The following is a 22,778-nucleotide window of genomic DNA, read 5'->3' on the forward strand; positions in this document are numbered from 1 at the left end:
GCGGGGCGACAAGGGGGCCGCAGGCGGGAAGGAACTCCGAAGCGGATAGAGAGAACAGCCAACGATGCGCGGCAAAGCAGCACTTCGGGTGCGCACAAAGCAACGGCTGCGGGCGCGGGACGGAACACCGACCGAACCAGCCAACGAAAAGGCTCCGACAAAGCAGCAAGCAGGCAAGGCCGCGGAGGCAGGTCACAGGCGGAAGCCAGGACGATCCCGAATCCGGGAGCCAGCGGTGAAACCAAGCAAACGAAGCGAAGTTCAGCCCGACCGGAGCGATGCGAACGGGCATCGGCTACGCCGCGCGCGGGCAAGGCGGGCCAAGAAATTCACCCCGGCGACGAAGCACGCGGCGAAGCCCAAGGCAAGCTCAGCCGCGACCACCCAGCCACCACAAAGCAAACCCAACCGCGAAAACCCAGACAGCGAAAGAAAAACCCAGCCGAACCCCGGCTCAGGCCTCCACGCCGGGCAGCTCCGTCCGCAGCTGCGAAGCCGTAGACACCACCAGCATCAGCAACGTCCCCAGCGGCGACGGGTCCATCCCCTCCGCCGGGAAGGCGTACCGCAGCGTCACGTCCATCCCGCGTTCCGTGTGGCCGACCCCCAAAGTCCCGAACAGCCCCTGCCCGGCCCGTTCGGCGACGGCGACCGCGAGGGCCGGGTCGTCGGGCAGGTCCCAGGCCACGACGCAGGTCAGGCTGAGCACCGTCAGGCCGTCGGCGAGGCGGGTCGCCTGGATGACGCACGGGACGTCCGCGTGGGAGAACGTGATGGCGCCGTCGTCGTCGACGTGGACTTCCAGGTAGCGTTCCAGTGCTTCGCGCGCCCGGGTGAGCAGTGCGCCGGTCTCGGCGGCTTCCGCGGTGCTCATTTCGTGCTCCCTGCCTGGTCCACCGCGCCGCCGAACCGGCGGTCGCGTTTCGCGAAGTCGAGGCACGCCTGCCACAGGTGCGTCCGGTCGAAGTCCGGGAACAGCGTGTCCTGGTAGACCATCTCCGCGTACGCCGACTGCCACACCAGGAAGTTCGACGTCCGCTGCTCGCCGGACGGCCGGAGGAACAGGTCCACGTCCGGCATGTCCGGCTGGTACAGGTACTTCGCGACGGTGCGCTCGTCGATCTTGTCCGGGTTGATCTTGCCCGCCGCGACGTCCTGGCCGATCCGGCGCATCGCGTCGCCCAGTTCGGCGCGGCCGCCGTAGTTGACGCACATGGTCATGTTGAGCTTGGTGTTGTTCTTGGTCTTCTCTTCGGCGATCTGCAGTTCCTTGATCACGCTGGCCCACAGCTTCGGCCGCCGCCCCGCCCAGCGGATGCGCACGCCGATCGAGCCGAGGTAGTCGACCTGGCGGCGGATGGTGTCGCGGTTGAAGCCCATCAGGAACCGGACTTCCTCGGGGCTGCGCTTCCAGTTCTCCGTCGAGAACGCGTACACCGACAGCCATTTCACGCCGATCTCGACCGCGCCGCTCGCGACGTCGATCATCACGGCCTCGCCGCGTTTGTGGCCTTCGATCCGCGGCAGGCCGCGCTGGTTGGCCCAGCGGCCGTTGCCGTCCATGACGAGGGCGACGTGCTTCGGCACCAGCTCCGCCGGGATCTCCGGCGGTTTCGCGCCGGATGCGTGCGGCTCCGGCGCCCGCTGCTCGTACCCCGCCGAGCGGGTCTCCCGTCCCCTGCGCAGCACTTACGGCCTCCTGAAGAATGGATTTCCTACCCGGCCGACCCTACTGGGCCCGGCCCGGCGGCCTCCCGGGCACGCCGCTCCACGAGCGGGAGGGACCGCAGCTGCCGTTCCAGATGCCACTGCAGATGCGCCGCGACCAGGCCGGAGGCGTCCCGGCGGGTGATCCCGGGCGACGATTCGGCGACCGCCCACTCGCCCTGCAGCAGCGCGTCGAGCAGGGTCAGCACCTCGGGCGCGGGATGCACCGAGCCGGCGATGCGGCAGTCCGGGCACATCGAGCCGCCCGCGGCGACGTTGAACGCGGCGTGCGGGCCGGGCAGGCCGCAGCGGGCGCATTCGGTGATCGCCGGGGCCCAGCCCGCGTAGGCCATGGCCCGGAGGAAGAACGCGTCGAGCACCAGCGACGCGTCCCGCTGTCCGCCGGCCAGTGCGCGCAACGCGCCCACGACCAGCAGGTACAGCTTCAGGACCGGCTCGCCCTCCTCAGCCGACAGCCGGTCCGCGGTCTCCGCGATCGCGGACGCCGCGGTGTAGCGCTGGTAGTCGGCCACCAGCGGCAGGGCGAACGCGTCGACAGTCTCGACCTGGGTGATGACGTCGAGCGAGCGGCCGGGATAGAACTGCACGTCCACGTGCCCGAACGGCTCCAGCCGCGCCCCGAACCGCGACGAGGTGCGCCGCACGCCCTTCGCGACGGCCCGGACCTTGCCGTGCCGCCTCGTGAGCAGGGTGACGATCCGGTCGGCCTCGCCCAGCTTGTGCGTGCGCAGCACCACCCCGGTGTCGCGGTAGAGGTTCACCACCCCGACATCGTCCCACTTCGGGGGCGACGCCGGGGCGGGACACCCTGGTTCAGCAGTAGCTGCCGGTGCAGTAGTAGCTGTGCACCTCGGACGCGGCCACCAGGCTGATGATGAGCACGATGATCCCGATGACCCAGCCCAGCGCCCCGAGGATGGTGGCGATGAGGCACAGCGTCTTCGTCGTCTGCGACGCCTGCTGGGCCATCGCGTAGTTGCCCTGCATCTTGTACGTCTGGACCTCGTTCGACTTCATGATCGCGAAGATCGCGAGGATCCACATCAGGAAGATGCAGCCGATCGCCCAGCCCTTGTAGTCCTTGATGCCGCTCATGTCGCCGCCGGGCGCGCCGCCGAAAGCGGGCTGGCCGTAGGGCGCCTGCTGGCCGTAGGGCTGCTGCGGGTACGGCTGCGCCGGGGTGGCGCCGGACTGCGGATACGGCTGCTGGCCGTACGGCTGCTGAGGCTGGCCGCCGTAGGGCTGCTGCGGCTGCTGCGGCTGGCCGTAAGGATTGGTCATCTGGGTTCTCCCCCGGTTTTCTCGTTCTTACAGTGAATCGCACGGATCAGGACTGGGAGGGCCGGACCGCGGTGTTCGGGAGCCCGGCGAGGCAGGCACCGGCGAACCGGGGACAGGGATGGGTCATCGAGTCGTCCCCCTCGTCGTGGTCTCGGCTGGCGAGCGCTGGCAGCGGCCCTTGTGGACACGTCAGTGCGCGGGAGCGTACCTCGTCCGGCGGGGCCGGGCCGCGCAGGTGTCCGCATCGGGCGACGGGTTGGACGCGACGGCGGCCGGACCGGTTCCAGTCCCGGCGAAAACGGGGCCAACTCAGACGAACAGGCTGGTGAACGGCGCGAACGGAATGTTGCGCGCGACGAACCACAGCACGAACACGACCGCGACGACGTGCGGCGTCCAGCGCCAGTGCAGCCAGGACCGCATCGTCCGGCCGCGCAGCCGTCCCAGTGTCCAAGCCAGACCGCTCCACGCGAACAGCGCGACGAACAGCAGCGCCACCGCGTTGTAGTGCACTGCGGCGGAAAAATCGCCGTGCAGCACGCTGTACGCCATCCGCAGCCCGCCGCAGCCGGGGCAGTCGATCCCGAAAAGCAGCTTCGTCGGGCACACCGGGAGCGGGCCGCCGGGGGTGGTCGGGTCGGCGAACCACACCACGGCGCACGCGATGCCGATTCCGCCGGCGACGGCGGCGGGAGCGGCGAGAGCCCTTGCCACCGCACGGGTTCCGCGCGCCGGCAGTCCGGTGTAGACAGTGCTCAGTGCCACCAGAGCACGTTTCCGGCGATCAGCAGCACGACGAGCGCGACGAGCACGTACAGCCCGATCAGGATGGCGATGCTGAGCGCCGACCACATCGCCCACTTGCGCGCCTCGTCCGCGGCGCGGTGCGCTTCGGCCGGATATCCCTGGTACCACAAGGTGTTCACCTGGCTGGCCTTGACGATCGCGACGATCCCCAGCGGCAGGCAGCAGAACACGGTCGCCAGGATCGCCCACACCAGGTTGCTGTCCGGCGGCGGCGGATACTGCGGCGGGTAACCGTACGACGGCGGGTACGGGCCCTGCGGCGGATTCGGGCCGGTCATGCGGTCCCCCTGGACAAATCGGGTGCGGTTCGGCCTGACGCTACCTGCCCGCGCGGGCGGACACGATCGCGACCGGTCAGAAACCCAGCCTGCGCAGCTGCTTCGGGTCCCGCTGCCAGTCCTTGGCCACCTTGATGTGCAGGTCGAGATAGACCTTCGTGCCCAGCAGCCGTTCGATGTGCTTGCGCGCGGTCGCGCCGACCTCGCGCAGCCGTTCGCCCTTGTGCCCGAGGATGATCCCCTTCTGGCTGGGGCGTTCCACGTACAGCAGCGCGTGGATGTCGATGAGGTCGTCGCGGTCCTCGCGCGGGATCATTTCCTCGACGGTCACCGCGATGGAGTGCGGCAGTTCGTCGCGGACGCCTTCGAGCGCGGCTTCGCGGATCAGCTCGGCGACGAGCGTCTGCTCGGGCTCGTCGGTGAGTTCGCCGCCCGGGTACAGCTGCGGTCCTTCGGGCAGCCGCTGCACCAGCAGGTCGGCGACCGTCTGCACCTGGAAACCGTCCACAGCGGACACTGGCACGAGGTCGGCGAACTCCATCACCTCTTGCAGCGCGACCAGCTGCTCGGCGATCTGCTCCGGCTTCACCAGGTCGGTCTTGGTGACGACGCCGATCACCGGCGTGCGCCGGGCGATCTTCTTCAGCTCGGCGGCGATGAACCGGTCGCCGGGGCCGATTTTCTCGTTGGCGGGCACGCAGAACCCGACGACGTCCACTTCGGACCAGGTCTCGTGCACGACGTCGTTGAGCCGCTGGCCGAGCAGCGTGCGCGGACGGTGCAGGCCGGGGGTGTCGATGATCACCAGCTGCGCGTCCTCGCGGTGCACGATGCCGCGGATGGCGTGCCGGGTGGTCTGCGGTTTGCTGGAGGTGATCGCGACCTTCGTGCCGACGAGCGCGTTGGTGAGCGTCGATTTGCCCGCGTTGGGACGGCCGACGAAGCAGGCGAAACCGGAACGGTGCGGCTCGGTCACGGCTGGAGCACCTCGACCACGGCCCCGGACGGATCGGCGAAGACGATCGGCGCGGCGCCGGACACGTCGCGGACCGCGTGCACGGACGCCTCGGCGACCAGCGCGTCCGCGGTGACGACGGCGGCTGCTTCGAGCCCTTCCGCGCCGCTGGACAGCGCGGCGGCGACGGCGGCCTGCACGGCGGTGAGCTTGAACGACGGCTGGTCGACGGTGGCGGCGGCGTAGGTGCGGCCGTCGCTGTCGCGGACCGCGGCGCCTTCCGCGGCTCCGGTGCGGGCGCGGGCCGACCGGGCCAGGGTGACCAGCTTCTGGTCCTCGGCGTCGAGGTCAGGCATGTTCGACTCTCCTGTCGTGCTCTTCGGGCTGGGGCGGGCGGGTGCGCGGGCGCGCCGACGACGGCCGGACGACCACGGACGTGATGCGCATCCGGCCGCGGCGGTCCTTGCCCCCTTCGGCGAACAGCCGAAGACCGGCGACCTCGGCTTCGGCCCCCGGCAGCGGGACCCTACCCAGTCGCTCGGCGAGCAGCCCGCCCACGGTCTCCACGTCGTGGTCTTCGAGGTCGATGCCGAACAGTTCGCCGAGGTCGTCGACGCCGAGCCGGGACGACACCCGGACCGAACCGTCCTCGAGTTCCTCGACGTCGGGGCGTTCGTCGGCGTCGGATTCGTCGGTGATCTCGCCGACGATCTCCTCCAGGATGTCCTCGATGGTGAGCAGGCCGGCGGTGCCGCCGTACTCGTCCACCGCGATCGCCATGTGGTTGTGCGTGCGCTGCATTTCCTTGAGCAGCTCGTCGAGCCGCTTGGAGTCGGGCACGAAGCTCGCCGGGTTCATCACGGCGTCGACCACGGTGCTCGGCCCGTCCGGGCCCATGTACTCGGGCATGAGGTCTTTGATGTTGACCACGCCGACGATGTCGTCCACCGAATCGTCGATGACCGGGACCCGGGTGAAGCCGGTGCGCAGCGCGAGCGCGAGGGCCTGGCGGACGGTCTTGGTGCGCTCGATCCACACGATTTCCGTGCGCGGCACCATGACCTCGCGGGCGACGGTGTCGCCGAGTTCGAACACCGAGTGGATCATCTCGCGTTCGGAGTCCTCCACGACGCCGCGTTCCTGCGCGAGGTCGACCAGCTCGCGCAGTTCGACTTCGGAGGTGAACGGGCCTTCGCGGAAGCCGCGGCCGGGGGTGATCGCGTTGCCGAGCACGATCAGCAGCCGCGACAGCGGGCCGAGGACCGTGCCGAGCACGCGGACCGGCGCGGCGACGATCGTGCCGACGCGGTACGGATGCTGACGGCCGATGGTGCGCGGGCCGACGCCGATGATGACGTAGCTGACCACCACCATGACGACCGCGGACACCAGGATGGCGAGCCACAGCCGGTCGAACCACGCGACGAAGGACACGGTGACCAGCACGGTCGCGGTGATTTCGCAGGCGAGCCGCAGCAGGAGCAGCAGGTTGATGTGCCTGCGGCGTTCGGCGACGACCGCGGCGAGCTGGCGGGCGCCGACGCGGCCGGTGCGGACGAGGCCGTCGACCCTGGCCTGCGACACCGTGCCGACCGCGGCGTCGGCGGCGGCGAACACTCCGGCGAGCAGCACCAGCGCCACCGCGATGACGACCTGTGCCGAGGGGTTTCCCATGGTCGGAGCCTAGGGCGTTTCCCCGGGCTGCGGCGTGTCGAGCCCGGCGATGCCGAGCACGCGGTCGTCGACGTCGCGCTGCGCGTCGCGGGCCTCGTGCGCCGCGACCGCGGCCTGGAATTCGCCGAGGATCCGCTTCTGCAGCCCGAACATCTCGCGTTCCTCGGCGGGTTCGGCGTGGTCGTAGCCGAGCAGGTGGAGGCAGCCGTGGACGGTGAGCAGGTGCAGTTCGTCGATCAGCCGGTGGCCCGCGGTTTTCGCCTGGTCCTTCGCGAAGGCCGGGCAGAGCACGATGTCGCCGAGCAGCGCCGGGGACGAGTCGGGCGCGTCCGGGCGGCGGGAGGAGTCGAGCTCGTCCATCGGGAAGGCCATGACGTCGGTGGGCCCGGGCAGGTCCATCCAGCGTTCGTGCAGGTCTTCCATCACCTCGAGGGTGACGCACAGGATGGACAGCTCGGCGAGCGGGCTGACCTCCATTTTGTCCAGCGCGTAGCGCGCGGCGGAGACGATGGACGCCTCGTCGACGTCGACGCCGGATTCGTTGGCGATCTCGATGCTCATCGGCGGGTGCCCTTCCAGCCGCCGGTCTGCTGCTCCTGCGCGTCCTGCACGGCCTGCCACTTCTCGTACGCGTCGACGATGTCGCCGACCAGTTTGTGCCGGACGACGTCCTGGCTGGTGAGTTCGGCGAAGTGCACGTCCTCGACGCCGCCGAGGATGTCGCGCACGACGCGGAGCCCGCTGCGCTGCCCGCCGGGCAGGTCGATCTGGGTGACGTCGCCGGTGACGACGATCTTGGCCCCGAACCCGAGCCGGGTGAGGAACATCTTCATCTGCTCGGGCGTGGTGTTCTGCGCCTCGTCGAGGATGATGAACGCGTCATTGAGCGTCCTTCCCCGCATATAGGCCAGCGGTGCGATTTCGATAGTCCCCGCCTGCATCAACCGCGGAATCGACTCCGGCTCGACCATGTCGTGCAGCGCATCGTAAAGCGGCCGCAGATACGGGTCGATCTTCTCGTTCAGCGTGCCCGGCAGGTACCCGAGCCGCTCGCCCGCTTCGACCGCCGGCCGGGTCAGCACGATCCGCGTGACCTGCTTGGCCTGCAACGCCTGTACGGCCTTCGCCATCGCGAGATACGTCTTGCCCGTACCGGCGGGGCCGATGCCGAAAACGATCGTGTGCTTGTCGATCGCGTCGACATACTTCTTCTGGTTCAGCGTCTTGGGCCGGATGGTCTTCCCGCGGCGCGACACGATGTTGAGGCTCAGCACCTCCGCGGGCGACGCGTCGCCGCTGGACAGCATCCCCACCGTCCGCCGCACCGTGTCCGGCCCGACCTGCTGCCCGCCCCCAGCAAGCTGCACCAACTCGGTGAAGACCCGCTCCGCGAACGCCACATCGGCTGCCGACCCGGTCAACGTGACCTCGTTGCCGCGTACATGCACGTCCGCGGCCAGCAGTTCCTCCGCCACCCGCAAATTCTCGTCGCGCGACCCCAGCAGGCTCAGCTGAGCCCCCTCCGGGATCGGAAATCGAACCTGTGCCTCGGCCGATACCCGATTGTCAGGTCGGGCGGCTCCACCCGTCTCAGTTCCGGCCACGTGGCCTCGGTCCTGCTTTCTGCGCACTTCGCAAGTCGACGTACAGGGACCCTTGAATGCTACTTGCCCTGCTCCCCGCCCCGCAGCCCGGTTTCAGTGCACTCCGGCCTGCGGCCGCCCAAACAACCCCAACTGCTCCCCACCAAGGACATGCGCATGCACATGAAACACCGTCTGCCCAGCGTCAGCATCGGTATTGAACACAACCCGATACCCACTCTCGGCAACCCCCTCCAGCTCCGCCACCTTCCGAGCCGTCAACAACACGTCGCTCAGCAACCGAGGATCAGCCTCGGCTAGCTCCCCCACGTTCCGATACCTCTTCCGAGGCACCACAAGCACATGCACCCGCGCCTGCGGATTGATGTCGCGAAACGCAAACGTCGTGTCGTCCTCGTACACCACGTCCGCCGGAATCTCCCCAGCAATAATCCGCTCAAACAACGTCTCCGCCGCATCGCTCATAGGAACACCCTACAAACAACAGCCGCACCCACCCCCGCACCCGACGCAACCGCCGCACGGCACGCAACCACCGCACCGTGGGGGTCCGGGGGGCTCGGCCCCCCGGGAGTAATGGCGGAACCAGAGGCGGCGAAGTATCGCGCCAGCGATACGAAGACGCCGCGGCGCGGTGGAGCCTGGGGGTCGCTCCACCGCCGCCGCGGCTCCGCCGGACCGAGGGGGGAGGTGCCCGGCGGGGTTCGGGTTCGCGTACTCAAGAGTAATGCCCGTCCGCAAGCAGGCTGAAACCCTCGTGTTCGCACGTTCCGAAGCAGAGTAGCCGCCGGGGGTGCGGCGCGCCATCACCTGGTGCCGATGTTTAGGGGTTCTGCCGGGTTTTCCGGGCTCGCGGCTCAGTGCCAGCGGCCGGTGAGGACGCCGAGTGCGCCCAGTGCGACGGCGGCCGCGGTGGAGGTGCGCAGGACGGTCGGGCCGAGGCGGACAGTGGTGGCTCCGGCGGTTTCGAGGGCAACGAGTTCTTCGTCGGTGATGCCGCCTTCGGGGCCGACGACGAGGAGGACGTCGCCTCCGTCGGGCAGGTCGAGGTCGGTGAGTTTGCTGGTGACGCCGGATTCCAGGACCAGCGTCGCGGACATCGTGGCGGCGAGCTGCGCGAGTTCGCGCGTGCCGACCGGTTCGGCGACGGCGGGCACGTGAGCGCGGCGGGCTTGTTTCGCGGCGGAGCGGGCGGTTGAGCGCCAGCGGGCCAGTGCTTTTTCGCCGCGGGGCCCGTCGTCCCAGCGGGCGACGCTGCGGGCGGCGCGCCACGGCACGATCGCGTCCGCGCCGGCTTCGGTGGCCAGTTCGACGGCCAGTTCCCCGCGGTCGCCTTTGGCGAGCGCCTGGGCGACGTGGACGCGCAGCGCGGGCGGTTCCTCCTGCCAGCGCTCCAGAACCGTGAGGGTGACCGTCGCATCGCGGCCGGCTTCGACGGCGTCCACGGCGCAGCGGGCCATCGCGCCGGCGCCGTCGGAGAGCACGAGCTGCTCCCCCACGCGCAGCCGGCGGACGGTGGCCGCGTGCCGGGCTTCCTCGCCGTCGAGCAGCGCCCGTCCTTCGGCGGGCACGGCCGGGGCGAGGAAGACCGGCAGTGTGGTGTCCGGCACAGCTAGCGGTTCTTCGCGCGCAGCTTGGAGAACAGGCCGCCGTGCTTGCTGCCGTTGGCGGCGAGCGTCGGCACTTCCTCGCCGCGCTGCTGGGCCAGTTCGACCAGCAGGTCGCGCTGGGACTCGTCGAGCTTGGTGGGCACCACGACGTCGATGTGCACGTGCAGGTCGCCGCGGCCGTCGACGCGGCCGGACGAGCGCAGCCGCGGCATGCCCTTGCCGGTGAGCACCAGTTCGGTGTTCGGCTGGGTGCCGGGTTCGACGTCGAGTTCGTAGTCGCCGTCGACCAGCGTGGCGATCGGGACCGTCGCGCCGAGCGCCGCGGTGGTCATCGGGATGCGGAAGTTGCAGTGCAGGTCGTTGCCCTCGCGGACGAACACCTCGTGCGGGGCCTCGTCGATCTCGACGTAGAGGTCGCCGGCCGGGCCGCCGCCGGGGCCGACCTCGCCCTGGCCGGACAGCCGGATCCGCATGCCGTCGCCGACGCCCGGCGGGATCTTCGCGGTGACGTTGCGCCGCGACCGGATCCGGCCGTCGCCGCCGCACTGGCGGCACGGGTCGGGGATGACCTCGCCGAAGCCGCGGCACACCGGGCACGGGCGGGCGGTGACGACCTGGCCGAGGAACGACCGCTGCACGGACTGGACCTCGCCCGCTCCTCCGCAGGTGTCGCAGGTTTTGGTGCTCGTGCCCTCGGCGGTGCCCGCGCCGCGGCACAGGTCGCAGACGATCGCGGTGTCGACGGTGATCTCGCGGTCGACGCCGGTCGCGCACTCCTCGAGGGTGAGGCCGAGCCGGATGAGCGCGTCGGAGCCGGGCTGCACGCGGCTGCGCGGCCCTCGTCCCCGTCCGCCGCCTCCGCCGGCGGCGCCGAAGAAGGCGTCCATGATGTCGCCGAGGCCGCCGAAGCCGGCGAACGGGTCGCCGCCCCCGCCGCCGCGGCCGCCCGCGTCCATCGGGTCGCCGCCGAGGTCGACGATCTTGCGCTTCTGCGGGTCGGAGAGCACCTCGTACGCGGTGGTCACCTCGCCGAAGCGGTGCTGGGCGTCCTCCGACGGGTTCACGTCGGGGTGCAGCTCACGGGCCAGCTTGCGGTACGCGCGCTTGATCTCCTGATCGCTCGCGTTCTTGGCCACCCCGAGGATCCCGTAGTAGTCCCTCGCCACGTTGCTCTGCCTTCTCCTTCGTGTTCCGCCGCTTTCCCGCCCTTGGCGCCGGTCAGCGGCCGGACAGGATCTGCCCGACGTAGTTGGCGACCGCCCGGACCGCCGCGATCGTGCCGGGGTAGTCCATCCTGGTCGGCCCGACGATGCCCATCCCCCCGAGCAGCATGTCGTCCCGGCCGTAGCCGATGGACACGACCGAGGTGCTGCGCATCTGCTCGTCCTCATTTTCCTCACCGATGAGCACGGTGACCGCACCGGGGTTGCGGGCCGCGGCGAGCAGCTTCAGCACCACCACCTGTTCCTCGAGCGCCTCGAGCACCTGGCGCAGCGAGCCGGGGAAGTCCGCGACGTTGCGGGTGAGGTTGCCGGTGCCGCCGAGCACGATCCGCTCTTCCGGGTGCTCGACCAGCGATTCGACCAGTGTGGTGCAGATCCGGGTGAGGTGGTCGCGAAGGTCCGCGGGGGCGGCTTCGGGCAGCTCGGCCACGTTCGCCGCGGCGTCGGCCAGCCGCCGTCCGGACAGCGCGCCGTTGAGCACCGTGCGCAGCCGCAGCACGGTCTCCTCGGTGACCACGTCGCCGAGGTCGACGGTGCGCTGGTCGACCCGGCCGGAGTCGGTGATCAGCACCAGCATGAGCCGCGCGGGCGTGAGCGGGACCACTTCGAGGTGGCGCGCGACGGTGTTGGTGAGCATCGGGTACTGCACCACCGCGACCTGCCGGGTGAGCTGCGCGAGCAGCCGCACCGACCGGCGCAGCACGTCGTCGAGGTCGGTGCCGGAGTCGAGGAAGCTGGTGATCGCGCGGCGCTCGGCGCTCGACAGCGGCTTGATCTCCGCGAGCCGGTCGACGAACAGCCGGTAGCCCTTGTCGGTGGGGATCCGCCCGGCGCTGGTGTGCGGCTGGGCGATGTACCCCTCTTCCTCGAGGGCGGCCATGTCGTTGCGCACGGTGGCACTGGAAACGCCGAGGTTGTGCCGCTCGACGATCGTCTTCGACCCGACGGGCTCCTGGTTGGAGACGTAGTCGGCGACGATCGCGCGCAGCACCTCGAAGCGACGCTCGTCCGTGTTCGCCACCGGCACCTCCTTCGCGGTCCTCCTGCTACTCACAACGAGTTTACGGACCCGGGAGTGCCCGGCACGCCCACCGGTCCGGCCAGGGCCGGGTAAAACGCGGGCAAACAATTTTTAATAGCGACGAACCGGGCAACTCGGAAGTTCGCTTGCACCGGGAACCGGAACCGGGTTTTCTGCCTCGGAACGACTGTGAACCACTCGATCCGAAAGCAGTGGCCGACATGAACGCACTTTCTCCCGAAATCGCCGAAATCCGGCAGCGGGCCGCCGAGGCACAAGAACGGCTGAAGCACGTGTCGGCGACCGCGACGAGCCAGGACGGCGCGGTCACCGCGACCGTCAACACCGCCGGTGCGCTGCAGGAACTCACCTTCGGCCAGCGCGCCGACGAGATGCCGCGCGCCGCGCTCGCCGCCGCCGTGCTGGCCACCGCGAGGCGCGCGCAAGCGCAGGCGGCACAGCAGCTGACCGCGATCATGGCCCCGGTGATCGGCGAGCACAGCGACGCGATGAAATTCCTCGAAGAACAAATTCCGGAACCGGAAATTCCGGAGGAAACGGCCCCTCCGGCGACCCCGCAACCGCAATTCTTCGACGCGCAGGACGATTCCGCGCCGCCCGCCCGGCCCGCGCGGCCCGCCCGCCGTCCGGCGGACCCGACGGACGATGACGACTACTACGGCGGCCCGGTCTTGGGGAGGAACTGATGGCAGACGGTTCGAAGGTCGACCTCCCGGCGCTGCGCGCGCACAAGGGCGAGGTCGAGGACATCGCGGCGGGCGTGCACACCGCCGCGCAGGCCACCGAGTCCGGCCAGTCGCTCGGCGACGACGCGTTCGGCCTGGTCGGCCAGGTGTTCGCGGCGCCGCTGCAGATCTGGATGTCGGTGGCGACGTCGTTCGTCGAGGACGTGGCGGGCGCGGCCGACGACATCGCGGACCGCCTGAAACAGGCGCACGACCACTACGACAACCACGAGAAGCAGACCGTCGGCCACATCAACGGTCTCGGCAAGGAGCTGCCGGAATGACCGAGACGCAGGAAAACCCGCTGGTCGCGAAGGCGGAGTCGCCGAGCGGCCTGACCACGAACATGGGGTCGTCCCCGAACGAGCTGGACAACCTCAACGCACAGACGTCCGGCTCCGGCATGCTCAACGACGTCGCCGCGACGCTCACCGACGCCCGCAAGGGCGACTGGGGCAACCTCGCGGTCGACGGCCTGACCGACGGCCTCGACCTGCTCGGCGCGGCGATGGACCCGCTCGGCACGCTGGCCAGCGCGGGCGTCGGCTGGCTGATCGAGCACATCAGCTTCCTCAAGGAAGGCCTCGACCAGCTCGCGGGCAACCCGGAGGCGGTCACGGCCAAGGCGGTGACCTGGTCGAACATCTCCAAGCAGCTGACCGAGAGCGCGGAGCAGTACGAGCAGGCCGCGAGCAAGGTCGCGCCGAACTTCCAGGGCCAGGGCGGTCAGGCGTACCAGGAAGCCGCGAAGGGTTACGCGGACACGCTCCGGGGCGCGGCCGGGCACGCGAGCAGCGCGTCCACCGGGATGAACGTCGCAGCCGCGCTGGTCGGCACCGAACGCGGGCTGATCCGCGACATGATCTCGTCGTTCGTCGGCGAGCTGATCATCAAGGGCCTGGCCGCGCTCGCGTCGTCGTGGTGCACCTTCGGCGGCACGGTCGCCGCGTTCATCGCCGACACCGTCGTCGAGGGCGGGATCCTGGCGGAGAAGATCGGCACCCGGATCGCGAAGGTCGTGGAGAAGCTGGACAAGCTCGCGGAGAGCGCGGGCAAGTCGAAGGCCGCGATCGAGCAGGCCGCGAACGCGTTGCGCAAGGTCGGCAAGGCGGCGGGCAAGGTCACCGACAAGAGCGTCGACATCGCCGCGGGCCTGGAGAAGAAGGCCGGCGACCTCAAGGAAGCTGGCCGGGCCGAAAGCGCCGTGGAGAAGGCCGAGCGCTGGACTAACTCGGCCAAGGAGAAGGTGCCGGGTCGCGAGCACTTCGAGCACGCCGGAGAGACCTACTCGGAGGACGGGCGCAAGTTCTTCAAGCTCCAGGAGTGGGAGAAGGAGGGCGGTCGGCCGCCGTTCACCACGGCTGACGGAGTGGGGCTCGGCACCGAAGCCCGGCGGCAGGAGAACGAGCAGTACGACCGGTACGCAGAGGGCTCCGAGGCGTACGAAAAGGAGCACGAGAAGGCAGAGGGCGGCGCTGGGGAGTGAGCAGCGAAACCGTGCAGGCGGCCGCTGACCAGGCCAACCGGGAAGGTCGCCTGCATCCGTCTCAGCGGACAATGGTCCTGAACGCGGGCTTCGCGATGGCTGTCGTGTGGATCATCCTGTTCATCGCCGCCGCGGTTCTGGCGCCGATCGGAATCGGCGTGAGCGGCGACGAACTGCGGAGCCTGAACGCGGTGCACGCCAGCATCGGCACGCCGCCGGTGTCGTACTGGTCGATGAACTGGCCGGTCTACCTGCTGACGGTGCTCTTCCTCGCGCTCGCCGTGCTCCCCGCCCGGGTCATCTGGCGGCGGCTGGCGGAGGTGCGCAGCGGCAAACTCGATGTGGTCCCCGGTTGGACGTACGACTACGGCCATGTGCTCAAGGCGCCGTCCGGCGGGCAGCACGCGATGTACATGTACGAAGTCACCGAGCGGATGACGTTCACCTATTTCGTCGTACGGGGGAAGACCCACCGGCTCGACCACGAGATGAAAGGCCGGGTGCTCGGCGGGCGCACGAACGCCGCGATCCTCACCCCGCGCAGCAAGATCCTGGTCAACGTGGTCGCGGCGTGACCGCTGATCCGGGAGAGGTGGCGGCGGCTAATCTCGCCGGACGGTTGCACCGCAGCCAGCGCGGGGTGGTCCTCGACGGGCTGTTCTGGGCGGTCTGGGTGCTGGCCGCGGCGATAGTCGCGGTCGGGGTCGTCGCGGTGGTCAAGTCCGGGTTCACCGCGTCCGCGCTGGCGGCGGTGGCGGTCGCGGTGGTGACGGCCGCGGGCGCGATCCGGTTCAGCGTGCGCCGGTGTGCCGAGTTCCGTGAGCCGCTGACCGTGGTCGCCGGGCCCGCGCACGATTTCGGCGCGGGCCCGATCACCGACGACTACCCGATCGGCGTCAAGCACACCCCGCGCGGCCCCGGCGAGATCGAGCGGTGGCAGCTGCGCGCGGGCGGGCGCACCTACCCTGTCCCACGCGCGCTGTGGGATCGCATGGTCGCGGAGCGGATCACCGCCGTCTGCGTTCTGGAGAACCGGCGGCGGCTGGTGAACATCATCGGTGCCCGATGAACGGGTTTACGAGTTCTTCGGGAACCCCAAGTTCACCCCCGCGTGCGAGGTGTCCGGCCAACGCGAAGTGACCACCTTCGTCCGCGTGAAGAAGTGGAACCCTTCCGGCCCGTACGCGTGCGTGTCGCCGAACAGGGAGTCCTTCCAGCCGCCGAAGGAGTAGTACCCGACCGGCACCGGGATCGGCACGTTGACGCCCACCATGCCCACTTCCACCTCGTTCTGGAAGCGGCGCGCGGCCCGTCCGTCGCCGGTGAAGATGGCGGTTCCGTTGCCGTACGGGTTGGCGTTGATCAGCGCGAGCGCGTCGTCGAAGCTCGTGGTCCGCGCGACGGACAGCACCGAGCCGAAGATTTCGTCGGTGTACACCGCCATACTGGGCGTGACGCGGTCGAAAAGCGTGGGGCCAAGCCAGAATCCGTCGTTCGCGCCGTCCGCTTCCACGCCCCGGCCGTCCATCACCAGCTCCGCGCCTTCGGCCACTCCGGTGTCCACATAGGACGAGACGCGCTCGTGGTGTGCCCTGGTGACCAGCGGGCCCATTTCCGACGACGGCTTGCGTCCGTCGCCGACGCGCAGTTTCCGCATCCGGTCGACGATCTTGGCCACCAGCTCGTCCGCGATCGGTTCGACGGCGACCACCACCGACACCGCCATGCACCGCTCCCCCGCCGACCCGAAACCGGCCGAGACCGCGGCGTCCGCGGCCAGGTCGAGGTCGGCGTCCGGCAGCACGATCATGTGGTTCTTCGCCCCGCCGAGCGCCTGCACGCGCTTGCCGTGGCTGGTGCCGGTTTCGTAGACGTAGCGGGCGATCGGGGTGGAGCCGACGAACGAGATCGCCTTGACCTCCGGGTGCGCGAGCAGGCCGTCGACCGCGACTTTGTCGCCCTGCAGCACGTTGAACGCGCCGGACGGCAGGCCCGCCTCGGCGAGCAACTCGGCGATGAACAGCGCCGCGGACGGGTCCTTTTCGCTCGGCTTGAGCACGACGGTGTTGCCGCACGCCAGCGCGTTCGGCACGAACCAGAGCGGCACCATCGCAGGGAAGTTGAACGGCGAGATCACGCCGACCACGCCGAGCGGCTGCCTGATCGAGTAGACGTCGACGCCGGTGGAGGCGTTCTCGCTGAAGCCGCCCTTGAGCATTTGCGCCGCGCCGCACGCGTACTCGACGTTCTCGATCGCGCGCGCGACTTCGCCCGCCGCGTCCGACTCGACCTTGCCGTGCTCGCTCGTCACGATCTTCGCCAGCTCGTGCTTGCGCGCCTGAAGCAGTTCCCGGAAGGCGAACAGCACGCGCGTACGGCCGGCGAGCGACGTGCCCTGCCAGCCCGGCAACGCGGCGGCCGCGGCGGCTACCGCCTGCTCGACCTCGGCCGGTCCGGCGAAGTCCACCTGTGCGCTGACCTGGCCGGTCGCCGGGTCGTACACGTCGCCGGTGCGTCCGGTGCCGGCGACCGGCTTGCCGTCGATCCAATGGCTGATGCGGTCGGTCACGACGTCCGCTCCTTCCGGTCGGGTGCTCACGAGTCTCCGGGCGAGGCGCCCGCGTCCGCCATCGACAACGTGTACGGACTACCCCTCTCCGCCGTACAGTCTGTGCCCTGCCGGCCAGCAAGGGGGACCGATGTACCCGACCGTCGCCGAGGCGCTCGCGTTGCCGGTGCTGCGCCAAGGCTGTCCGCGCGTGGTCGCGGGCAGCACCGGGCTCGAACGGCGGGTGCGCTGGGCGCACGCGGCCGAGGTCGCCGACATCGCGCATCTGCTGCGCGGCGGGGAACTCGTGCTCACCACGGGGGTCGCGCTCCCGGACGACGACGCGACGCTGACCCGGTATGTCGCCGACCTCGCCGACGTAGGCGTCGCGGGCCTGGTGGTCGAGCTGGTGCGGCATTGGAACGACCGGCTGCCGCGCGCCCTCATCGCGGCGGCTGAGCAGCGCGGAATGCCGCTGGTGACGCTGTCGCGCGAGACCCGCTATGTCGCGGTGACCGAGGCAGTGAACGGGATGATCGTGGACGCGCAGCTAGCCGAGCTTCGGGCCGCGGAACGGGTGCACGAAACGTTCACGTCGCTGACCGTCGCCGGAGCCGAGCCCGCCGCGGTGCTGGCCGAGGTGGCGCGGCTGACCGAACAGCCGGTCGTGCTGGAAACGCTGGAACACGAAGTCCTCGCCTACGACACCGCGGGCACGGACCCGGGCGAGCTGCTCATCGGCTGGCCAGCGCGGTCGCGCGTGGTGCAGGTCGGCGAGCGCACCGGGTACCACTCGGTGGCGGGCTGGCTGGTCACCGTGGTCGGCGCGCGCGGGCATGACTGGGGACGGCTGGTGCTGGTGTGCGCCGAACCGCCGCCGCATCGGTACCAGGTGGTCGCCGAACGGGCGGCGTCGGCGCTCGCGGTGCACCGTCTCGTCGCGCGCGATTCCGACACGCTCGAACGGCTAGCGCACCGCGCGGTGTTGACCGAACTGCTGAATTCGCCCGCGCCGACCGCGGAAATCCTCGCCCGCTCTTCTGCCCTTGCGGTGCCGCTGACGGGACGGCAGCTGGTCGGCCTAGCGGTACGGCCGCGCATCACCAGCACTACGCGACCGACGCTGTCGACGCCGCCGCTGTTGCGCGAATTGGCCGAAGCCACCGCGCTGGCGGCGCGGCGGGCGAAGGTGTCCGCGCTGGTGTCGACCGACGAGACTGCCGTACGCGCCCTTCTCGCGCTCTCGCCGGAAGCCAACGCCGACGCGGTCCTTCAGCGCCTAGCCGCCGACATCCACGACGCGCGCGCTTCCGCCCCGGCCGCGCTCGGCGTAGGCACGACAGTCACCGGACCCGCTGAAGCGCAACGCACTTTGGTCGAAGCCGCACACGTCGCTGCCGCTGCGCTCGACGAGGACGACGGCCAGCCCTTGCACCGTCTCAAAGATGTTCGGCTACGCGGCCTGCTGCACCTTCTCGCCGACGACGAGCGCGTACACGCCTTCGCGGCGCGAGAGTTAGGCCCGCTCTTGGAACGCGACGCAGCGTCCGGCAGCCGGCTCGTTCCGGCGCTGCGGCACTACTGCGCGCACGGCGGCAACAAGTCCGCCGCAGCCGTGGCCGCCCACACCTCGCGGACCGCGTACTACCAGCAACTCGCCCGCATCGAACAGGTGCTGGGAGTGCGACTGGAAGATCCGGAGTCGATGCTGTCGCTGTACGTGGCATTACTCGCGCACGACCTCGGCACCGCCACCCGTCCGAGCGAGGAAAACCCACCCGGACGAGGAGCACAGTGATCGGGTTCGGGGCGCCGATATCCCTCGTATGGTGTTCTCTTCCTTCGCTCCGGTCGCAGCCGCGCTGATCGGGTTCGGCGGCCTGGCCGCGCCGCACGTTCCGGAGTCCGCGATGCAGGTGACCGTGCACGAAACGTCGGGCCGCGTCACGAGCGCGTCCCTGACCTGCGACCCCACCGGCGGCACCCACCGCCACCGCGACGCCGCCTGCGCGACGCTCGACGCGGCCGGCGGCGATTTCGCCCGCATCACACCGCATCGGCAGAAGTGCACGATGATCTACTCGCCGGTGGACGTCACCGCGCTGGGCAGCTGGCGGGGCACGCGGGTGACGTACCGGGCCACCTACCCGAACAAGTGCGTCGCGGACAGCCAGTCGAACGGGGTCTTCGCGATCTAGGCGCTCAGTCGCAGCGCGATCCCGCGAGAACGGCTTCGCGGGCTCGCGCGCGGCTGAGATTCCAGTCCGGCCAAGCGTCGTCGGGCAGCCTGGTGAGCACCGGCCGCAGGATGCAGGCCGCGTCCGGACGGCGTTCGGCCACCACCGGGACGACGTCCGCGGAAAACCGGGACAGGTAACGGACGTCCAGGGGTTTGCCGTGCGCCGCGCGGTCCAGGTTGGCGTCGGCGATCAGGGCCTCCGGGTTCGCCGCGGCCAGGCCCAGCAGCGCCAGCGCCCCGGTCGCGACCGCGGCGCGGGGCAGCCAGCTCGCGCGGAGCGTGCCCAGCGTCGCCGCCGTCAGGAGGAAGACCACGCCCAGCCAGATCTCGCAGACCTCCACCACCACGCGCAGCACGGTGAACCCGTAGGCCTGCTGGTAAGTCCACATGCGACTCAACGCCGACAGCACCAGCACCAGGCTCAGCACCGCCAAGGCGCCGAGCAGCGCGCGCAGCAGGATCCGGTCGGTGCGGCTGGTTTTCGGGGCCCAGCGCAGTGCCGCGGTCACGATGCCGAGCGTCAGGACCGTGCACGCGCAGAGCTGCCAGAACCCGCTGCGGGCGTAGTCGGCCGAGGTGAGACCGTCGGTGCGGAGGACGTAATCCGTGCCGCCGAAGAGGGCCACCGCTTGTACCAGGACGTAAGCGGTGAACAGGACCGTCAGGGTCGCGAGCGCGGCCGTCCACAGTAGACGGTCACCGGCGGTGGTCGTCCGGTTTTCCCGTTCCGGCAAGGGATCCGCGGAGATCAGCAAGGCACCGGCCGTACCCCCGAAGGCCACCACGAACACCAGCGCCCACTGAAAAGCCGAATCGGGTCGCACTGACGGGACGAGACCGTCGACGAAATGCGCGAAGTTCGCGTCCGCGCTGATCAGCAGCGGCAGAAACACGGCCACCACCAGCGCGGACACCAGCACCGCCGCGAAGACCCGCGCTTGGCTCCGCCCGGGACGCCGCTCGCGGCGAAGCACCCACGGCACCGCGCGGAACGCTTCGAGGGGAATCGCGAGGGCGTCGTAGGTGGTGCCGAGAACGGTCCGCCGCCCGACAACCGCGAGCGACGCCGCGACGCCCGCCGCCAGCACACACAGCACGAACAGCCAATCCGCCGCGCGCACCGCGCCGACGCTCAGCAACGCGACCGCCAGCACACCCCACCCCGCGCGACGCCACCGCAGTCCCTTTCGCACGACCACCACCGCGATGCCCGCGAGCGCCGCCACCAGCACCCAGCCGATCCCGGGCCGGTCCACGGGCACGAACGTCGCGGCGGCCACCGCGACCGCCACCGCCGCCACCCTCGCCCCGGCGGGCACCGCCGCCCCGGCCCGGGCGAACAACGGCCGCGGTCCCGGACGCCGCTGGTCGATCACCACAATCCCGGGCGGAACCGCGTGCGCGGGCCGGACTTCGACGTGCTCGGACATGAAACCTCTCTTCGCAATCGCAAACTTCGGAGGGAACTTCGCTTCCTCGGCCAGGACGGGAACCGGGGGAAGGCGGGCGGCGGGCCGAGGTGTTTCAGCCAGGCAGGCATCCGCCGGGCAACGCGGGCGGCCCGCCACCGCGACCGGTCGCTGGCCTCACCGGGCTGGCGACGGCCAGGTGGTTATGGCTCAGCAGCCACCGCGACCGCTCGCCCAGCGACGATCCGCTCCACCAGACCGTCAAAACCAGCCAGCCGCCGCCCCACACTCCCGGCTCAAGCAGGCAACGTCACCCGGATCCGGCACCCCGGCCCGCCAGCGCTCCCGGCCCCCGCCCGGTCCGGCTCCGCGTCCACCACCGCGACCGTCCCGCCGTGCAGTTCCACCACCCATCGCACGATCGCCAGCCCCAGCCCGGTCCCGCCGCCCCCGGCGCGTTCTCCCCGGGTGAACCGTTCGAACACCCGGTCCCGGTCCGGTTCCGGGATTCCCGGGCCCTGGTCGTGCACCTCGATCCGAGCTTCCCCGGCCTCGACCCGCGCCAGCACCGCCACCTCTCCCCCGGCGGGACCGTGCCGGGCGGCGTTTTCCAGCAGGTTCACCACCACCTGGTACAGCCGTTCCCGGTCGGCGGGCACGGTCGCGCCCGGCGGGGTCACCGAGACCGTGAACCGGACTCCCCTGCCCGCCGCCGCGGCCATCGCCTCCGCTTCGGCGGCGACCTCGGCCAGCAAGTCCGCCAGGTCGACCGGCGACCGGTCCAGCGGCAGGGTTCCGGCGTCGATCTGCGACAGGTCCAGCAGCTCGGTGACCAGCCTGCCCAGGCGTTCGGTCTGGTTCAGCGCGGTGCGCAACGTCGCCGGATCCGGCGAGGCGACCCCGTCCACCAGGTTCTCCAGCACAGCGTTTAACGCGGTGATCGGCGTCCGCAGTTCGTGCGAGACGTTCGCGATCAGTTCCCGGCGCTGCTGGTCCGCGGTGGACAGGTCGGCGGCCATCCGGTTGAACGCCTCGGCCAGCGAGCCGACCTCGTCGCGGGCCGTCGCGCGGACCCGGCGGGTGTAGTCGCCCTTGGCCATCGCGCCCGCGGCGGCGGTCATCTCGCGCAGCGGGCGGGTCATGCCGTGCGCCAGGATCTGCGACGTCACCAGCGCGATCACCATCGCCATGATCGTCGTCTGCGGCGGCAGCCAGCCGATCTGGTAGCGGAAGAACCCGAACGCGATCCCGCCGGACGCCACCATCAGGATCGCCAGCTTCAGCTTCACCGACCGGATCGGATCGAGCGGCCGGGGCAGCAGGTCGACGGCCTTCGCGAGCAGCACCCTCACGCCGGCACCTCCAGCGCGTACCCGACCCCGTGCACCGTCCGGATCAAGTCCGCCCCCAGCTTCCGCCGCAACGCTTTGATGTGACTGTCCACCGCCCGGGTGCCGGCTCCGGTCGCGTGCACGTCCCAGTCCCACACCTCGCTCAGCAGCCGTTCCCTCGGCTGCACCGCCCGCGGCCGGCGCGCGAAATGCACCAGAAGGTCGAACTCGATCGGGGTCAGCTGGGCGGGTTCGCCCCCTCGGCGAACCCGCCGCTCCGCGATGTCGATCTCCAAGTCCCCCAGCACGATCCGCTCCCCGGCCGCCGCCGAGGACCGCTCCACCCGCCGCAGCAGCGCCTGGATCCGCGCGGACAGCACACGCATCGAGAACGGTTTGGTGAGGTAGTCGTCCGCGCCGACGCCGAGGCCCACCAGCAGGTCGGTCTCGTCGGCGCGCGCGGTGAGCATCAGCACCGGCACCGGCCGTCGTGCCTGGATCCGGCGGCACACCTCCAGCCCGTCGAAGCCGGGCAGCATCACATCGAGGACCACCAGGTCCGGGCTGGTCGCCGCCTCCGCCTCGACCGCGGCGGGGCCGTCGTGCGCGACCTCGACCGAGAATCCCTCGGCGCGCAACCGGGCGTCGATCGACGCGGCGATGGTGAGGTCGTCTTCCACGACCAGCACCCGTCTTCCCCCATTGTCCATGCCGCTGACTTTAAGCAATCGCCGTGGAGGCCATCCGGGTGAGATGTGGAGATCCGGTGGAGATGTTTCCGCCGTTTGCCCGCGCGTGACGAGCAGGGTGTGACGCAGGTCATGCACTCCGGCGCGGC

General features: G+C 70.4%; 26 protein-coding genes. 7 read left to right on the plus strand and 19 right to left on the minus strand.

The annotated features are described in order from the left end of the window. Positions 1–454 precede the first annotated feature (454 nt). The 15 genes from ACFSVL_RS40270 to hrcA form a co-directional block, all read right to left on the minus strand. The gene (locus ACFSVL_RS40270; RefSeq protein WP_378312368.1) at positions 455–874 is read right to left on the minus strand and encodes a YbjN domain-containing protein; all 420 of its coding nucleotides are present in this window, start codon (positions 872–874) and stop codon (positions 455–457) included. Continuing rightward, on the minus strand, positions 871–1,689 hold the full coding sequence (locus ACFSVL_RS40275) for an isoprenyl transferase (RefSeq protein WP_378312370.1): 819 nt from the start codon (positions 1,687–1,689) through the stop codon (positions 871–873). The genes ACFSVL_RS40270 and ACFSVL_RS40275 overlap by 4 nt, the downstream gene beginning before the upstream one ends. Positions 1,690–1,715: 26 nt before the next feature. Next, positions 1,716–2,492, minus strand: coding sequence for a DNA repair protein RecO (gene recO, locus ACFSVL_RS40280; RefSeq protein ID WP_043837421.1), 777 nt, complete (start codon positions 2,490–2,492; stop codon positions 1,716–1,718). 49 nt (positions 2,493–2,541) lie between these two features. Continuing rightward, complete coding sequence (locus ACFSVL_RS40285) at positions 2,542–3,009, minus strand: CD225/dispanin family protein (RefSeq protein ID WP_378312372.1); 468 nt, start codon at positions 3,007–3,009, stop codon at positions 2,542–2,544. A gap of 309 nt (positions 3,010–3,318) precedes the next feature. After that, on the minus strand, positions 3,319–3,774 hold the full coding sequence (locus ACFSVL_RS40290; protein ID WP_378312374.1) for a DUF2752 domain-containing protein: 456 nt from the start codon (positions 3,772–3,774) through the stop codon (positions 3,319–3,321). Further along, positions 3,765–4,094, minus strand: a complete 330-nt coding sequence (locus tag ACFSVL_RS40295; protein WP_378312376.1) for a CD225/dispanin family protein — start codon at positions 4,092–4,094, stop codon at positions 3,765–3,767. Before ACFSVL_RS40295 ends, ACFSVL_RS40290 begins: the two co-directional genes overlap by 10 nt. A gap of 76 nt (positions 4,095–4,170) precedes the next feature. Continuing rightward, positions 4,171–5,070 carry a GTPase Era gene (gene era, locus ACFSVL_RS40300; protein WP_378312378.1) on the minus strand — a complete coding sequence of 300 codons (900 nt, stop codon included), beginning with the start codon at positions 5,068–5,070 and terminating at the stop codon, positions 4,171–4,173. Further along, positions 5,067–5,405, minus strand: coding sequence for a cytidine deaminase (locus tag ACFSVL_RS40305; protein ID WP_378312379.1), 339 nt, complete (start codon positions 5,403–5,405; stop codon positions 5,067–5,069). The genes era and ACFSVL_RS40305 overlap by 4 nt, the downstream gene beginning before the upstream one ends. Continuing rightward, a complete protein-coding gene (locus tag ACFSVL_RS40310; RefSeq protein WP_378312381.1) occupies positions 5,398–6,723 on the minus strand; it encodes a hemolysin family protein in 1,326 nt (441 codons plus the stop codon). The genes ACFSVL_RS40305 and ACFSVL_RS40310 overlap by 8 nt, the downstream gene beginning before the upstream one ends. A gap of 9 nt (positions 6,724–6,732) precedes the next feature. Then, complete coding sequence (ybeY, locus tag ACFSVL_RS40315; RefSeq protein WP_378312383.1) at positions 6,733–7,284, minus strand: rRNA maturation RNase YbeY; 552 nt, start codon at positions 7,282–7,284, stop codon at positions 6,733–6,735. After that, positions 7,281–8,327 carry a PhoH family protein gene (locus tag ACFSVL_RS40320; protein ID WP_378312385.1) on the minus strand — a complete coding sequence of 349 codons (1,047 nt, stop codon included), beginning with the start codon at positions 8,325–8,327 and terminating at the stop codon, positions 7,281–7,283. Before ACFSVL_RS40320 ends, ybeY begins: the two co-directional genes overlap by 4 nt. Before the next feature lie 93 nt (positions 8,328–8,420). Beyond that, complete coding sequence (locus ACFSVL_RS40325) at positions 8,421–8,792, minus strand: histidine triad nucleotide-binding protein (RefSeq protein ID WP_378312386.1); 372 nt, start codon at positions 8,790–8,792, stop codon at positions 8,421–8,423. 392 nt (positions 8,793–9,184) lie between these two features. After that, positions 9,185–9,937 (minus strand): 16S rRNA (uracil(1498)-N(3))-methyltransferase, encoded by a 753-nt coding sequence (locus ACFSVL_RS40330; RefSeq protein WP_378312387.1) that lies wholly within the window; start codon positions 9,935–9,937, stop codon positions 9,185–9,187. Positions 9,938–9,939: 2 nt separating this feature from the next. Continuing rightward, positions 9,940–11,103, minus strand: a complete 1,164-nt coding sequence (dnaJ, locus tag ACFSVL_RS40335) for a molecular chaperone DnaJ (protein ID WP_378312389.1) — start codon at positions 11,101–11,103, stop codon at positions 9,940–9,942. 52 nt (positions 11,104–11,155) lie between these two features. Continuing rightward, positions 11,156–12,181 carry a heat-inducible transcriptional repressor HrcA gene (gene hrcA, locus ACFSVL_RS40340; RefSeq protein WP_378312390.1) on the minus strand — a complete coding sequence of 342 codons (1,026 nt, stop codon included), beginning with the start codon at positions 12,179–12,181 and terminating at the stop codon, positions 11,156–11,158. A gap of 221 nt (positions 12,182–12,402) precedes the next feature. On the opposite strand from hrcA, the gene ACFSVL_RS40345 reads away from it, so the two are divergent. The 5 genes from ACFSVL_RS40345 to ACFSVL_RS40365 are packed head-to-tail and all read left to right on the plus strand — an operon-like array spanning position 12,403 to position 15,482. Beyond that, the gene (locus ACFSVL_RS40345; protein ID WP_378312392.1) at positions 12,403–12,888 is read left to right on the plus strand and encodes a YbaB/EbfC family nucleoid-associated protein; all 486 of its coding nucleotides are present in this window, start codon (positions 12,403–12,405) and stop codon (positions 12,886–12,888) included. Then, positions 12,888–13,211, plus strand: coding sequence for a type VII secretion target (locus ACFSVL_RS40350; protein ID WP_378312394.1), 324 nt, complete (start codon positions 12,888–12,890; stop codon positions 13,209–13,211). Before ACFSVL_RS40345 ends, ACFSVL_RS40350 begins: the two co-directional genes overlap by 1 nt. Continuing rightward, positions 13,208–14,413 (plus strand): PPE domain-containing protein, encoded by a 1,206-nt coding sequence (locus ACFSVL_RS40355; RefSeq protein ID WP_378312395.1) that lies wholly within the window; start codon positions 13,208–13,210, stop codon positions 14,411–14,413. Before ACFSVL_RS40350 ends, ACFSVL_RS40355 begins: the two co-directional genes overlap by 4 nt. After that, positions 14,410–14,988 carry a hypothetical protein gene (locus ACFSVL_RS40360; protein ID WP_378312397.1) on the plus strand — a complete coding sequence of 193 codons (579 nt, stop codon included), beginning with the start codon at positions 14,410–14,412 and terminating at the stop codon, positions 14,986–14,988. Before ACFSVL_RS40355 ends, ACFSVL_RS40360 begins: the two co-directional genes overlap by 4 nt. Further along, positions 14,985–15,482, plus strand: coding sequence for a hypothetical protein (locus ACFSVL_RS40365; RefSeq protein ID WP_378312399.1), 498 nt, complete (start codon positions 14,985–14,987; stop codon positions 15,480–15,482). The genes ACFSVL_RS40360 and ACFSVL_RS40365 overlap by 4 nt, the downstream gene beginning before the upstream one ends. A 6-nt stretch (positions 15,483–15,488) precedes the next feature. Here ACFSVL_RS40365 and ACFSVL_RS40370 read toward each other — a convergent pair whose 3' ends face one another. Continuing rightward, complete coding sequence (locus ACFSVL_RS40370) at positions 15,489–16,982, minus strand: CoA-acylating methylmalonate-semialdehyde dehydrogenase (RefSeq protein WP_378312401.1); 1,494 nt, start codon at positions 16,980–16,982, stop codon at positions 15,489–15,491. 130 nt (positions 16,983–17,112) lie between these two features. Here ACFSVL_RS40370 and ACFSVL_RS40375 point away from each other — a divergent pair, with 130 nt between their 5' ends. After that, positions 17,113–18,759 carry a PucR family transcriptional regulator gene (locus tag ACFSVL_RS40375; protein WP_378312402.1) on the plus strand — a complete coding sequence of 549 codons (1,647 nt, stop codon included), beginning with the start codon at positions 17,113–17,115 and terminating at the stop codon, positions 18,757–18,759. 28 nt (positions 18,760–18,787) lie between these two features. Beyond that, positions 18,788–19,159: an SSI family serine proteinase inhibitor gene (locus ACFSVL_RS40380; RefSeq protein ID WP_378312404.1), complete on the plus strand. Its 372-nt coding sequence runs from the start codon at positions 18,788–18,790 to the stop codon at positions 19,157–19,159. Positions 19,160–19,163: 4 nt separating this feature from the next. Here the strand turns inward: ACFSVL_RS40380 and ACFSVL_RS40385 are convergent, their stop codons facing one another. The 3 genes from ACFSVL_RS40385 to ACFSVL_RS40395 form a co-directional block, all read right to left on the minus strand. Further along, positions 19,164–20,630 carry a DUF4153 domain-containing protein gene (locus tag ACFSVL_RS40385; protein ID WP_378312406.1) on the minus strand — a complete coding sequence of 489 codons (1,467 nt, stop codon included), beginning with the start codon at positions 20,628–20,630 and terminating at the stop codon, positions 19,164–19,166. Positions 20,631–20,905: 275 nt separating this feature from the next. Next, positions 20,906–21,961 (minus strand): HAMP domain-containing sensor histidine kinase, encoded by a 1,056-nt coding sequence (locus tag ACFSVL_RS40390; RefSeq protein ID WP_378312408.1) that lies wholly within the window; start codon positions 21,959–21,961, stop codon positions 20,906–20,908. Next, positions 21,958–22,629: a response regulator gene (locus tag ACFSVL_RS40395; RefSeq protein ID WP_378312457.1), complete on the minus strand. Its 672-nt coding sequence runs from the start codon at positions 22,627–22,629 to the stop codon at positions 21,958–21,960. The genes ACFSVL_RS40390 and ACFSVL_RS40395 overlap by 4 nt, the downstream gene beginning before the upstream one ends. Between the last annotated feature and the right edge of the window lie 149 nt (positions 22,630–22,778).

The sequence above is a fragment of the Amycolatopsis silviterrae genome, assembly GCF_042684085.1.
In the GTDB taxonomy this organism is placed as follows: domain Bacteria; phylum Actinomycetota; class Actinomycetes; order Mycobacteriales; family Pseudonocardiaceae; genus Amycolatopsis; species Amycolatopsis silviterrae.